This window comes from Micromonospora sp. NPDC006431, assembly GCF_042870725.1.
Lineage (GTDB): Bacteria > Actinomycetota > Actinomycetes > Mycobacteriales > Micromonosporaceae > Micromonospora.
This window is the reverse complement of sequence record NZ_JBIAHQ010000055.1, coordinates 1-12240: the sequence shown is the minus strand read 5'-3', so window position 1 is coordinate 12240 and position 12240 is coordinate 1. Positions and strand designations below refer to the sequence as shown.

At 67.9% G+C, this 12240-nt stretch carries 15 protein-coding genes and 1 pseudogene; 13 read left to right on the top strand and 3 right to left on the bottom strand.

The window, feature by feature from the left end:
• The 3 genes and pseudogenes from ACFYM6_RS35685 to ACFYM6_RS35675 form a co-directional block, all read left to right on the top strand.
• Positions 1-93, top strand: a pseudogene (locus ACFYM6_RS35685) (NAD-glutamate dehydrogenase domain-containing protein); the annotation flags it as partial.
• Between the two features lie 289 nt (positions 94-382).
• Positions 383-712, top strand: coding sequence for a hypothetical protein (locus ACFYM6_RS35680; RefSeq protein WP_387281887.1), 330 nt, complete (start codon positions 383-385; stop codon positions 710-712).
• Positions 702-1751, top strand: a complete 1050-nt coding sequence (locus tag ACFYM6_RS35675) for a tyrosine-type recombinase/integrase (RefSeq protein ID WP_387281886.1) — start codon at positions 702-704, stop codon at positions 1749-1751. The genes ACFYM6_RS35680 and ACFYM6_RS35675 overlap by 11 nt, the downstream gene beginning before the upstream one ends.
• Positions 1752-2088: 337 nt before the next feature.
• Here the strand turns inward: ACFYM6_RS35675 and ACFYM6_RS35670 are convergent, their stop codons facing one another.
• The gene (locus tag ACFYM6_RS35670) at positions 2089-2559 is read right to left on the bottom strand and encodes a hypothetical protein (protein WP_387281885.1); all 471 of its coding nucleotides are present in this window, start codon (positions 2557-2559) and stop codon (positions 2089-2091) included.
• Positions 2560-3122: 563 nt separating this feature from the next.
• Here ACFYM6_RS35670 and ACFYM6_RS35665 point away from each other — a divergent pair.
• The 8 genes from ACFYM6_RS35665 (at position 3123) to ACFYM6_RS35630 (ending at position 9800) form a co-directional block, all read left to right on the top strand.
• Positions 3123-4169 (top strand): tyrosine-type recombinase/integrase, encoded by a 1047-nt coding sequence (locus ACFYM6_RS35665; protein ID WP_387281884.1) that lies wholly within the window; start codon positions 3123-3125, stop codon positions 4167-4169.
• A 46-nt stretch (positions 4170-4215) separates the two neighbouring features.
• Entirely contained in the window at positions 4216-4476 is a 261-nt protein-coding gene (locus ACFYM6_RS35660) for a hypothetical protein (RefSeq protein WP_387281883.1), read from the top strand.
• A 230-nt stretch (positions 4477-4706) separates the two neighbouring features.
• Positions 4707-5285 carry an RNA polymerase sigma factor gene (locus ACFYM6_RS35655; protein ID WP_387281882.1) on the top strand — a complete coding sequence of 193 codons (579 nt, stop codon included), beginning with the start codon at positions 4707-4709 and terminating at the stop codon, positions 5283-5285.
• Positions 5282-6112 carry a zf-HC2 domain-containing protein gene (locus ACFYM6_RS35650; RefSeq protein ID WP_387281881.1) on the top strand — a complete coding sequence of 277 codons (831 nt, stop codon included), beginning with the start codon at positions 5282-5284 and terminating at the stop codon, positions 6110-6112. Before ACFYM6_RS35655 ends, ACFYM6_RS35650 begins: the two co-directional genes overlap by 4 nt.
• Entirely contained in the window at positions 6109-6969 is an 861-nt protein-coding gene (locus ACFYM6_RS35645; RefSeq protein ID WP_387281880.1) for an ABC transporter ATP-binding protein, read from the top strand. The genes ACFYM6_RS35650 and ACFYM6_RS35645 overlap by 4 nt, the downstream gene beginning before the upstream one ends.
• Positions 6966-8456: a hypothetical protein gene (locus ACFYM6_RS35640; RefSeq protein ID WP_387281879.1), complete on the top strand. Its 1491-nt coding sequence runs from the start codon at positions 6966-6968 to the stop codon at positions 8454-8456. Before ACFYM6_RS35645 ends, ACFYM6_RS35640 begins: the two co-directional genes overlap by 4 nt.
• Entirely contained in the window at positions 8453-9082 is a 630-nt protein-coding gene (locus ACFYM6_RS35635; RefSeq protein WP_387281878.1) for a hypothetical protein, read from the top strand. Before ACFYM6_RS35640 ends, ACFYM6_RS35635 begins: the two co-directional genes overlap by 4 nt.
• A gap of 322 nt (positions 9083-9404) precedes the next feature.
• Positions 9405-9800: a VOC family protein gene (locus ACFYM6_RS35630; RefSeq protein ID WP_387281877.1), complete on the top strand. Its 396-nt coding sequence runs from the start codon at positions 9405-9407 to the stop codon at positions 9798-9800.
• 246 nt (positions 9801-10046) lie between these two features.
• On the opposite strand, the gene ACFYM6_RS35625 is transcribed toward ACFYM6_RS35630, so the two are convergent.
• The gene (locus ACFYM6_RS35625) at positions 10047-10181 is read right to left on the bottom strand and encodes a hypothetical protein (RefSeq protein ID WP_387281876.1); all 135 of its coding nucleotides are present in this window, start codon (positions 10179-10181) and stop codon (positions 10047-10049) included.
• A gap of 190 nt (positions 10182-10371) precedes the next feature.
• Positions 10372-10617: a hypothetical protein gene (locus ACFYM6_RS35620; protein ID WP_387281875.1), complete on the bottom strand. Its 246-nt coding sequence runs from the start codon at positions 10615-10617 to the stop codon at positions 10372-10374.
• Positions 10618-10842: 225 nt separating this feature from the next.
• Here ACFYM6_RS35620 and ACFYM6_RS35615 point away from each other — a divergent pair, with 225 nt between their 5' ends.
• Positions 10843-11385 carry a dihydrofolate reductase family protein gene (locus ACFYM6_RS35615; RefSeq protein WP_387281874.1) on the top strand — a complete coding sequence of 181 codons (543 nt, stop codon included), beginning with the start codon at positions 10843-10845 and terminating at the stop codon, positions 11383-11385.
• 237 nt (positions 11386-11622) lie between these two features.
• Positions 11623-12018, top strand: coding sequence for a hypothetical protein (locus ACFYM6_RS35610; RefSeq protein ID WP_387281873.1), 396 nt, complete (start codon positions 11623-11625; stop codon positions 12016-12018).
• The last annotated feature ends 222 nt before the right edge of the window (positions 12019-12240 follow it).

Here is a 12240-nt window from a genome sequence, read left to right as displayed (position 1 = left end):
GCCGGAGTGGACTGCTCCGACCACGAGGTGAACATCAAGATCCTGCTCAACACGGCGGTCGCCGACGGCGAGCTGGACCGGCCCGCGCGCGACGACCGACCGCCCAGCAGCGGCTGCTGCGGTGGTGGGTGCAGGGGCGTGACGTGCTCTGCGTCTGGCGTCACGGCAAGACGACGCCCAGCGCGGAAGAGATGGTCGGCTTGGTCCCGTTGTCACCGCCATGACACGACCTTCCCCCCGACCCAGCGGTGAACAGCTTGTCCGTCCGCTTGTTCCTGCTGCCCTGCCTGCCCGTCCACGTCCCCGCCCGGTACCGATGCCGGCACTACCCGCCCGAGTTCAACTACCGGCGGCTGTCAATGCCGAGGAGCTTTTACTGGGGATGGCTCTCCCATCCCGCTGCGGCCGAGTTGCCGCGCAGCACATCCTGCAGGGGCTGGGCTGGCAGCCGGGCCACCGCCTCGACATCCACCCGCACCAAGAGGCGCTCGTCATCGCCCCGGTCAAGGATGGTCGGCACAGGGTGGGCAGCCGCGGCCAGCTGCCCCTACCGGCTTCCGCCCGACGTATGTGCCGGATGGGGCATGGCCAGCCGGTGCTGCTCGCCGCACTCGTCGCCCATGACCTGGTTGTTGTGCACCCGATCGGCGCCGTCGCTCGCCTGCTCGCCGACCTGCACATCGAGGTGGCAGGAGGCGACCATGCCTGCTGACCCTGCCGCTGTTGCCGTGGCCCGGCAGGTCCTGGACCGCATTGGCGTCACCTTGGCCGATCTAGAGTCCGACGCCGGCGTGGTGGTGTCACTGCCGACGGTTGCCGAGTATCTGCCGCGCGTTATCGCGGCGGCGGGTCCGGGTGCGAGGCGTACGTACGGCACGTACTGGGAGCGCATGGCCGCCGCCTGGGGCGACCGACCGCTGGACGCGGTTGCGGCCAGCGACGTCGAGGCGATGAAACAAGAAATGATCGCCACGGCCCGGCCGCGCCGTAACAGCCGCAACGGTCGGCACGCCGGCGAGCACGTCATCGCTGCCGCCCGCGCCTTCTACTCCCGGGCTGTCGCTGACGATCTGATCGGCGCGTCGGCCAGTCCCGCCCATCGTGTCGCCAAGCCCCGCCGCCTCCCGAGCACACGTCGCGCCTTGACGTCGTGCGAACTGGAGGAGATCAACGCGGTGGTGCGGACCAGCGGCAACGACGTCATCCTCGACGCCCTGCTGCTGCGCCTGCACACCGAAAGCGCCCGCCGGCGCGGTGGCGCTCTCGCACTACGGCTCATCGACCTGGACCGCACCAACGGGCTCGTGCGCCTGACCGAGAAAGGCACCGTGCGGTGGCAGCCGATCAGCCTCGACCTCGCCGAACATCTCTACGAGCACGCCCACGCCCGCGGCGCCCTGATGTCCACCGACCGCTTGTTGCGCTACCGCAACGGCCAGCCGATCAGCAGCCGCCGCTACGACCACCTGTGGAAACGGATCGGGGAGCACCTGCCCTGGGCCGCCGCCCAGGGCATGTCCACCCACTGGTTACGCCACACCACCCTCACCTGGGTGGAACGCCACTTCGGCTATGGGGTAGCCCGCGCCTACGCTGGCCACACCGACAGTCCAGGATCGTCCACCACCACCTACATCAAGGCCGACCTGCACGCTGTCGCTGACGCACTGTCGGCGATGACCGGCCAACCACACCCGCTCGGCACGATGTTACGAACCGCGGACGTCTGGCCGACAACCAGTCGCCATTGACCGGCCTTCTTCGATCGAGAACCCGCTTGCTCCCTCCTACGGGGCCTGCCTGGGGGGCGAGGGAGTTCGTGTGAACTCGATGAGAAGAGCGGAGTGACGGGAGCCTGCCACGCTCCGTTCTGTGGGAGCCCCGGGGGTGAGACTCCCGGGGCCACCCGACCAAGTTCCGGCACGGGGAGAAGTTGGAGTCCGAAGGTAGCGCAACGGGCAGGCGTCAAGCCTGAGTTTGGTAGTCACCCTGTGGCGAAGCCCTTGAGCTTTCCGACGGGAAGCTTGAAGCTATTCGTGTTCTGGCAGTCCGACCTCCTGGTCGCCTTTCACATCATGTAGTCGAGCATCACCTGATGAACTGCGGCTTGTCGTGCGGGCCGATCTCTGGCTGCTGTGGTTGAGCCTGCGCTTTACTGTCGCGCGCTGTTTCCTCAACTCGTAGAAGGTTGTCGATGATCACAGCGATGCCGTCTTGGGCGGCCGGTGAGAGCTTGGTGATGGATCGTGCCATCACGCGGACGCGTCGGCTGTGTTCTTCGGGTTCTTCTTGGTCGCCGAGGAGGTAGCCGGCGGGCACGTCGAAGAACTGGGCGAGCGCGCGGAGCGTGGATGCTTTGGGGTTGATTCGGGGTGCGCGCAGCAGGTTGCGGATGCCCTCGGCGGTGATGCGGTGGCCGGCCTTGGTGAGTTCCCGGGCAACCTCGGCCTCTGTGTAAGGTGGCCGGCCCTCGGTGCTGGCCTCGAAGAGGGTTCGGAGCCTCGTTTGGATCAGGTGTGAGGCTGCGGCCTCGGCCTGGTCGGCTGGTGTGTCTTTCATGGAGTCCCCCAACTCCAACCACAGTTGGCCACAACAAAAACTGCGGTTGACGCTCTTCTGTGACCTGTGCTTAGCTCTCGGTATCGCTCGCAACTGCGGTTCGCTTGAACCCGAACTGGAGTTGCCTGGAGCGTAGCGGATCGGGTCGCCGTACGCGAGATGGCATCCCGGCACGCGGGCGGCGGCGTAGGAGGGGACACGTCGTCGCTGTTGGGCCTGCTTCGTCTGGTCAGCGTCCAGGTCGTGACAGTAACGGGGGACCGGCCGCGCCGGTATTGGCGTCGGTCAGTGCTGTACGGCAAGCCTTACGGGGAGGCGGACGTGCAAGGTCCATCGGACGAGCAGCCCGAACAGCTCGCCGCCCGCGCGCCTTCGGGCGGGGGTGGCGGTGGGCAGGGGGAGCCGGCGGGCAGGGAGAGGGCCCTCCCGCCGGCTCCCACCCCCGAACAGATCGCGGCACGGGCCTTGGCCTCGGTGCCTTCCGGGCCGCGCCTTGTCGGTGAGGCGGCGGTGCGGGAGATTCCGCGAGAGTTCGGCGCCGGCAGGCGGGTGGAGACGCTGTGGTGTCGGGCGACGTCGCCCGGCATCCGGAGGCGGCAAAGAGGCAGTACACCGCACCAACGCCGGCGTCCAGTGTTGACGCCGCACGTGTGGCCATGAAACACGATCTGATCAAGCTGACGAGGGGTCTGCCCCAGGAGTGGGCGGCGTTCCTTACCGATTGGGATCGGACGCTGCGGTCGGGAAACTACCCACCGACCACGCGCTACAACTACCTGCTGGCCGCTGCTCAGCTGAGCCGATACCTCGCCGGCGACCACCAACGGGAGTCGGGGGAGGCGGCACTCACTCCGACCGCTGTGACACGGCGGCACGTCGAGGCGTTTCAGGAATGGATGATCGAGACCCGATCGCCGGCCACGGCCCTGAACAAGCACAAGGCTCTGCAGCAGTTCTTCAAGTGGCTCACGGTCGACGAGGAGGAGATCGACCAGTCGCCCATGCTGCGGGTACGGCAGCCCAAAACGCCAAAGCGACTCGTACCAATCATTCGGGACGAGGACACCAAGAAACTGCTGGATACGTGCGAGGGTAAAGACTTCGTCCACGTCCGTGACACAGCGATCATCCGCTTGCTGTCCAACACCGGAGCTAGGCTGTCCGAGGCGGCCAACCTGCAACTCGACGACGTCGACCTATCGCTGGACACGGTGCGCTACTACGGCAAGGGCGCCAAGGACCGTCGGGTCCGACTCGGACCCAAAACCGCCCGGGCGGTCAGCCGCTACCTGCGCGCCCGCAGCCGCCACAAAGGCTCCGGGCTACCCCACCTGTGGCTAGCGGTACGCGGTGCACAACCGCTGACCGGCAACGGCATCAAACTGATGCTCAAGCGGCGCGGTCTGCGCGCCGGGGTCGATGGCGTGCACGCGCACCGCTGGCGGCACACCTACGCACACGAGTGGAAGCTGGCCGGGGGAGACACCGGCGATTTGATGCTGGTGCTCGGCTGGACATCCGACGACATGCCGCGACACTACGGCGCCAGCGCTGCCGCCGAGCGGGCCCAGGAAGTGCAAGCCCGAATGGGGATCGGTGAACGTGTCTGACCGCGAGAAGGAGCTGCATACAGGGAGGAGTGAGGGAGAGGCGGGCATGACCCCGGAGCAGCGTCGCCGCCGTGCGCGCATCGCCGCACATGCCTCTTGGGCCAACACCACTGACCGTACGGCCCGCACGTCCTCCGGCACCAAGGCGTTTCTCGGCCGGTTTGAGCGCGAGGTCGACCCCGACGGCGCGCTGCCCGAGGACGTCCGAGCCGCCATGGCCAAACACGCGAGAACCGCGTACATGCTGCAACTGGCCGAGCGCTCGGCAGCGGCACGCCGACGCCGAGCCAAATCGCAGGACCCTTGATTGAGTGACAAACTTCGGACAAATAGCGCATCTTCCGCTGGCTGTGCTACCCCAAAACCCGATAGATGGTTGGCGAGCGACGCGATGATTCCGTGGTCTCGCAAGCGCATGAACGGAGCCTGCCGATCCCCCCGGCTCGACGCAGCCGCAGTTCCCGGCTGTTGCCCGACAGGGCCACCTGGCCGCATCCTCGATGAACCAAATTCCCCGCGCAACGCGATAGTTCTTGTGTGCGGCGAAGAAGAAGTCAGGAATCGGAGCGGCCGGTCGACGAGCTGAGCAGTGACGCCGAGTTGTTGCGTGCCATCGCAGTCGAGCGGACCGAGGCTCTCCGATTGCTGCACCACCGGCACGCGCCCTGGCTGCGCGCCCGGCTCCGCCGGCGCTGCGCGGACCCCGATTTGGTCGATGCCGCGCTCCAGGACACGTTCGTCGCCATCTGGACCGACGCCCATAGGTACGAGGCGACCGGTGCCGACGCGGCCGGATGGATATGGACCATCGCTGCCAGGCGGCTCGTGTCCGCGCTGCGCGGTCCCGCGCACCGCTGGCTCAGTGGCGCCAACACCGAGTTGCCTGACGTTGCCACGGCGCCGTCAGCCGAGGAGTTGGTGCTGCTGGGCATCGAGCACGGCGACCTGGGCGGAGCGCTCGATCGGCTCCCACCGGAGCTGCGGGCGCTCATCCAGGCCACGGCTATCGACGGCTTGACCGTGCGGGAGGCGGCCAAGCTGCTCGGCATCGCAGAGGGCACGGCAAAGACCCGGCTGATGCGCGCCCGGGCCCGGTTGAGGGAGTTGCTGACATGACCGGCTGGCACATCGACGCGACGTTGCTCGCGGACTACGACCGGGGAGCGCTCGATCCGAGCCGAGTCATGGCCGTCGACGCCCATCTGCTGGCCTGCGCCTCCTGCCGTGGACGCGTCGAGGTCGACACGGTGTGGCTGACCGGCAACTGGGCGGCCGTGTTCGACGCGGTCCATGCGCCCAAGCAGCGCGCGCTACGGCGGCTCCTGGGCCGGCTCGGGCTGCCTGAGCATCGGATCCAGCTGCTCGCCGCGACACCGGCGCTGCGCTGGTCCTGGTTGAGCGCGACCGCGGCGGTGCTGGCCCTCGCGGTGGCTGCGGCGTATCTCGGCCAAACCGGAGCGCAAGTCAGCGACATGCTCTTCCTCGTCTTCGCGCCGATTCTGCCGGTGCTGGCAGTCGCCACCGCGTACGGGCCGCCGGCCGACCCGATGCACGAGATCACCGATACGACGCCGGCGGCAGGGCCACAGCTAGTGCTCTGGCGCGCCACCGCGGTCGTCGCCGTCGCGGTGGCCATGGGCATGGTGGCGGCGGTCCTGCTGCCTGGACAGGGTTGGTACGCCGTGGCCTGGCTGCTGCCCGCTCTGCTGCTCAGCATCGGGAGCCTGGCGCTGAGCACCATCGTTTCGCTCTCGACCGCCGCCAGCCTGCTGGGCGGTGCCTGGCTGATCGTCGTGGGCACCGCGGCCACGGTCCACCGTGAATCTTCTCTGCCGGTCATCTTCGGTGGCACCGCGCAACTCGGCTACCTGCTCGCCGCGGCGGTCGCCGTCGCGGTCCTGACTATGCGGCGAAGCCGCCTCGATCCGGGGGAGACTCGATGACCACCGTCAGCATCGGCGGGCTCGGCAAGCGTTACGGGGCCACGGTCGCGCTGGACGACCTGGATCTGGAACTCGGGACGGGGGTGACCGGCTTCCTCGGTCCGAACGGCGCCGGCAAGACCACCCTGCTGCGCTGTCTGGCCACCGCACTGGCGGCCGACCGGGGCCGGCTGCGGATTCTCGGTCTTGACCCGGCGGTCCCCGCGCAGCGGACCGAACTGCGCCGGCGGCTCGGCTACCTGCCGCAGAATCCGGGGCTCTATCCCCGGTTCACCGCCTACGACCTGCTCGACTACGTGGCGGTGCTCAAGGAGATAACCGACGGCCGGCAGCGCCGGGCCGAGGTACGCCGGGTGCTCGACGAGGTCGAGCTGACCGACCGAGCCAGGACCAAGGTACGCAAGCTCTCCGGCGGTATGCGGCAGCGTCTTGGTCTGGCCCAGGCCCTGCTCGGCGAGCACCAGCTACTGATCCTTGACGAGCCCACGGTCGGCCTCGACCCGGAGCAGCGGATGCTTTTCCGGGCGTTGATCTCCCGGCTCGGCGAGAGGCGCACCGTGCTGCTGTCCACCCACCAGACCGAGGACGTGGGCGCACTCTGCGAACGGGTCGTGGCGATGAACTCTGGGCGCGTGATCTTCAATGGCAGCCCGCGAGAGCTGGTCGCTGTCGCCGATGGCCGGGTGTGGCTGTCGACTACGGCTCCGTCCGGCTCCCAGGCGTACTGGCGCAACGCGGACGGGCTGTATCGGACGCTGGGCGACCCACCCGAGGGCGGTGAGCATGCTCAACCGTCCCTTGAGGACGGATATCTGCTCCTGCTCGGCACCTCGGCGCGGGTGGGGGCGGCCCGATGACGACCACACTCGCCCCGCCGCCGGTCCGGCATGCCGGCCGAGTGGCCATGGTCGCGCTGGCCCGCGCCGAGGCGCGCCTGGTGCTACGCAGTCCGCTCCTCTGGGGCGGTATGGTGCTCTCCCTGGCGCTGTGCACGGCATGGGGATGGACCACGATGCCGACCTGGGAGAGCTTCGCCCAGGACGCCGGGATGTCCTCGCTCGTGCTGGCGGGCGCGGTCCTGCTGGCCGGGCATCTGGCGGCGAGCCGGGATCGGCGCGTCGGGGCGGAGAGCCTCGACACGGTGCCGACGACCGCTACTCGGCGCGGCATCGGCCTGCTCGCGCTGGTGCCGGTGGCCGGTGCCGCCGGCGCCTCGGTCTGCCTCGCCGGACTGCTGCTCATGCTGCCCGCCTGGCCGGTCGGGCAGTTCGACCCCTGGGTGCTTCTGGTCACCGTGGTGGTTCCGGCAACCGGTGCGGCGCTCGGGATCGTGGTGGGCCGCTGGCTGCCCGCGGCGGCCGTCGGGCCGTTGACAATGATCGCGGTGGTGGTCGTCCTCGCCAGCCTGCCGGTGCTCAGCACCGGCGCCGACAGTTGGGTCTGGCACCTATTCCCGGTGCCGTCGGCGCCATGGGAGACCGGGGTGGAGCGCCCCACCGGGTGGCACATGGTGCACCTTCTGGCCGTTCTGACGGCGGTCATCGCGTCGCTGTGGTGGAAACACCGCCGCCTCATCGCGGTCAGCGTGATTCTCGCGGCGACCGTGACGTCAGGGATCGCGACCAACCAGCAGGTGCGGTCCACCCCGGCCGTAATCGACCTCGCGATGGAGCACGCGTTGACCGGGCCGGCGGTGCTGGCCTGCCAGGTGCACGGCGGTGTGCGGTACTGTGCCCTCCCGCACTACGCGGGCTGGATTCCGCTCTGGCGGGAGGCGGTCGAGCCGGTGGTGCGGAACCTCCCGGCCGCGGCGCAGCGACCGACGGTCCGTCAGCTCGGCAACGCGGACGACGGAACGCTCCTCACCCCCGGGGCCTCAGAGATCGTCACCTCGACACGGTGGGGGCGGCACGGGCGCTGGGCGGAGGACTCTCGCACGCGGATGACCGTCGCCTACGCCACCGCGGCCACCGGATTGGTCCGTCGCGGTCCCGAGACATTCGACTACGAGGCGTCACGTTGCTCCGGCGCCGGCCAACATCGCACAATCGTGGCGTTGTGGCTGCTGGCGCAGGCCCTGCCGGATGGTGCACAACGCCTCGCCGCCGGCGGGTTGACCCTGGGGCGGGTCCGCCACGACCCGGCCGACGCGCAGGCCGCGACGGCGCTGCTGACCCGGCCGCACGATGAGGTGGCCGCCTTCCTGGCAGCGCACTGGACACAGATCATGGACCCGGCCGGAACAGCTCTCACGCCGTTGGGAGTGACCACCAAGCCGCCGACGATCCCGACCATCGACGAGCCGGCATCCGGATCGTCGGACCAGCCCAGGATTTGCCGGTGAGCGGCCTCCGGCTGGGGATCCTGCTGGCCCGGCCGCTCGCCCGGGCGGTGCCCTGGTGGCCCTTGGCGGCCGCAGCCGCGCTCGCGGTGCTGAGCCAGCTACCTGCGCTGCTCGCCGAGCCGGCGCCAGGCCTCGCGCTGCCCGGCCTCCGAGTGGCCGCAGCCGCGCTGGGCGCGGCGGTCTGCTTCGCGCTGCCGGACCGGATGGCGTCGACGGTGATGGCGCCGTCCCCGCGATGGGTGCGGCAGTGGCTGCGGATGGCCCTGAACTTGATGCCGGCTGCCGCGGTCTGGGCGCTGCTCTACCTGGCGGTCGTGGCCGTCAGCGGCCGGCTCGTCGTCGGGCCCGCCGGCTACCTCACTCTGCAGGCGGCGGTGTGCGGGATGATCCCGCTGGCCGCAGCCGCCGTGGCGGCGCGATACCGCGACGATCTCGACGCGGCGTTGACCGGGCCGCTGGTACAGGGCATCGCGCTCGTCGGGACACTGTTCTTCACAGGTGCCAAGTCACCATGGCCGATCCCGTCGGAGACGGGATGGACGGCTGCCCAACTATGCTGGCCTCCAGCATTGGCGTTGAGCGCGGCCGTACTGCTGCTCGCCAACCGGGAAGTGCTCCGATCCTGAAACCGCAACGATCGCCGATCCAAGCGCCGGCGGATGTGGCGCCACGTGTCGGCGACGCTGGTAGCGGGCGGAGAGCAGCATGACTCCTTTACTCGGCCGGTTTATGCTTCAGGCGACCTGGGCAAACGTGCGTGAGCATGCCGCTGGGCCACCGGACTACTGGGGGTCAAGGGGTCGTCGGTTCAAATCCGGCCGTCCCGACGCAGCTCAGGGGCCATTCGGGATCTTCCGGATGGCCCCTTTCGATCTTGTACAGCAACGAAGTACAGCAACGGCTCATTGGCCGATTCTCCGAACCCCGTCCGCACTATCTGGGAGAGCCATGACAAGTCGGTTCACCGAGTTGGTCGTTGATTGCCGCGACCCGGAGATGCTCGCGGCCTTCTGGGGCGAGGTAATGGACTTCAAGGTGATCGACCGGAGCGAGGGCAAGGTCGAGATCGGCTCCTGGGTGCCGACCGTTGAAGATGTTCGGGCCCGCCAGATGCCGCCCACCCTGCTGTTCGTCCAGGTGCCCGAGGGCAAGGCCGTGAAGAACCGACTCCACCTCGACGTCAGCCCAATCGACGGCAGCACTGAGGACGAGGTGACCAGATTGCTCGGCCTCGGTGCCACCAAGACGGATGTGGGCCAAGGCTCAGACCGAAACTGGGTGGTCATGGCAGACCCCGAGGGCAACGAGTTCTGCGTCCTACGCACCCTGGCACCGCAGAACTAGACCGTGGGTGGTCACCCCCACCCCGTCAACACCGCAACCATCACGTTGCCGACAAGACCTCATTGGCCGAGGCTTTCGCCGAGCTTCCGCAGGGCTTCTCGGGTGGCCTTGGACGAGACCTGGCTGTAGATCTCCATCGTGATCGAGAAGTCCGCGTGTCTGAGGATCGCCATCGCGATCCGGGGATGCACGTCCAGGTCGACCAGGAGCGAACCGCAGGTGCGCCGGGCGTCGTGGACGGTGATCTTAGGAACGCCGGCGCGGGGCGATGCGGCTGTCGTAGGAGCGGTTGAAGTTCCGCGGCTCGACCGGAAGCCCGTAGCGAGTCGTGAAGACCATGCCGGTGTCGTGCCACGCCTCGCCGGCCTTCTCTCGGGCCACCTCCTGTTGGCGGTGGCGGCGCCGCAACGCGGTGACGCAGATGGCCGGCAGCCGTAGGGGAGCGTCGGACTCCTCGGTCTTGGTGGCTCGGTGCAGGAGCCGGCCGCGTACCCGCTGGAGCTGCTTGTCGATGACGAGGCTGATGTCGTGGCCATCTCGGCATTGTTCGCAGAATTCCTCGCCGTGTGGGTTACATACAGGGCTTGTCCCAGCCGTTCCACTCGATGTGGTCCCAGGTGAGGCCGAGGACTTCACCTTTGCGTAGGCCGAGCACGAGGACCAGGACGTAGGCGGCGTAAAGGTAATCGTCGCCGTCTCGGGACGACTCCAGGAAGGCACGGGCTTCCTCGCTGCTCCACGACTTGCCCTTGCGGGCGCGGATCGGCGGGAGCTTCACCAACGCCGCCACGTTCTTGACGACCAGCTCCTCCACCACGGCCTGAGAGAGCGCCGAGCGGAGAACAGGCGGATTCCCTTGACGGTGCGGGCGGAGGGAAGGTGGTGGCGCCATCCCGACAACCTTCGTCCGGGCAGAGCCGAGCAGGTGGGGCCTGCCCGGTCAAGGTCGTTCAGACAGTGGGGTGCTCCACCTTGACCGGGCAGGCCCCACCCACTCCACGGTGTGCGGACGAAGGCCGACGGGATGGCTAGTGTGCCGTGCATGACCCTGACGCAGTACTTCGTGGCCATGAGCATCGATGGGTACATCGCCGAACCCGCCGAACAGCTCGACTGGCTCTCCCAGTTCAGCGACCTGGAGGGTAAACGGCGGCGCTACGAGCGGTTCTTCGACGAGGTCGGTGCGATTGCGATGGGGGCGCGATCGTACGAATTTATCCATCGCCACAACGCTCCCTGGTTCTATGGCGACCGACCTACCTGGGTCTTCACGCATCGCAACCTGCCCCACCTCGATGGCGCTGACCTTCGCTTCACCGATTCAGACGTAATCGAGGTACACCCGCGGCTCGTCGAGGCGGCCAAGGGGAAGAACGTATGGATCCTCGGCGGTGCGGAGCTTGCGAGCCAATTCGTACGGGCCGACCTCGTCGACGAGCTTCACATCGGCGTCGCACCAGTCCTGGTTGGCTCCGGCACCCGACTGCTGCACGCGAAGGCATACACGCCATGGGCCTTGGCGGAGACCAACCAATACGGTTCGTTCCTTGCCTTGCGCTACGTCGCGCCCGGCCGTGGCCGCTGACCCGTTCCCGGTTCCCGTTCGCAAGATCATGCCGTAGTCAGGCCGTCGAACGAGAGCCAGCAGTGATCACGGTTGACCATCTGTACCAGGTGTAGCAGCAGGTAAGAGCAGTAGTCGTCCGGTTTGATCAACTACGCCCCTGCCTTAGATCAATACCGCTGGAAGTAGTCGACTGTCGGATCGTTGACGGACGGGCAACCTTCACGTTCAGCAGTCGTGTCGATACTCTTTGCGCCCATGGCGTCGCGTGGCAAGTCGAAGCTGTGGCAGTACTGGGGCTACGGGGTCCTGGCGGTGCTTCTCCTGTCTCTCGGGAGCGCCGCGTACGGTCCGGCCATCTACGTGGTGCTCCTCGGCCTTCTGCTCTTCTTCGTCCTCTTCCAAGCTCCGGTTTACTGCGGAGCGATCAACCGGAAGCGCGGCAGCGTGGTCGACTTCTGTCGCAACAACTCCACCGGCTTGGTCTTGGGCTGCCATCTCCGACAGCACAAGTGGCAGAAGTTGGGCCGCGACTGGTGGTCTCTCGGTTGGCGCCAGAAGTCCGAAGGGCTCTGGACCGGAGGCCAAGCGAAGCTCGCCACTCTCAGCTTCGTTGTCGGCACCGCGGTTAGTGTCATCGGCCTCTTCAAGTAGTCGACCAGCCCGACGTGAGCAGTACTGCAGCGAAGTACAGCAACCGAGGACACCTAGCGGAACCACGGGAAGCCAGTTCACACCGTCGACCAGCGTTGCGCGCCGAACAAGACCGCGTTGCCGATCTCTGGGGGTCATCCCTGAAGGAGCGGGGCCGGTCAAGTATCGAAACGTCGGGTGTTTTAGCCGTTTTCTGATGGTTTCCTGGGCGGGTGTGGGCAC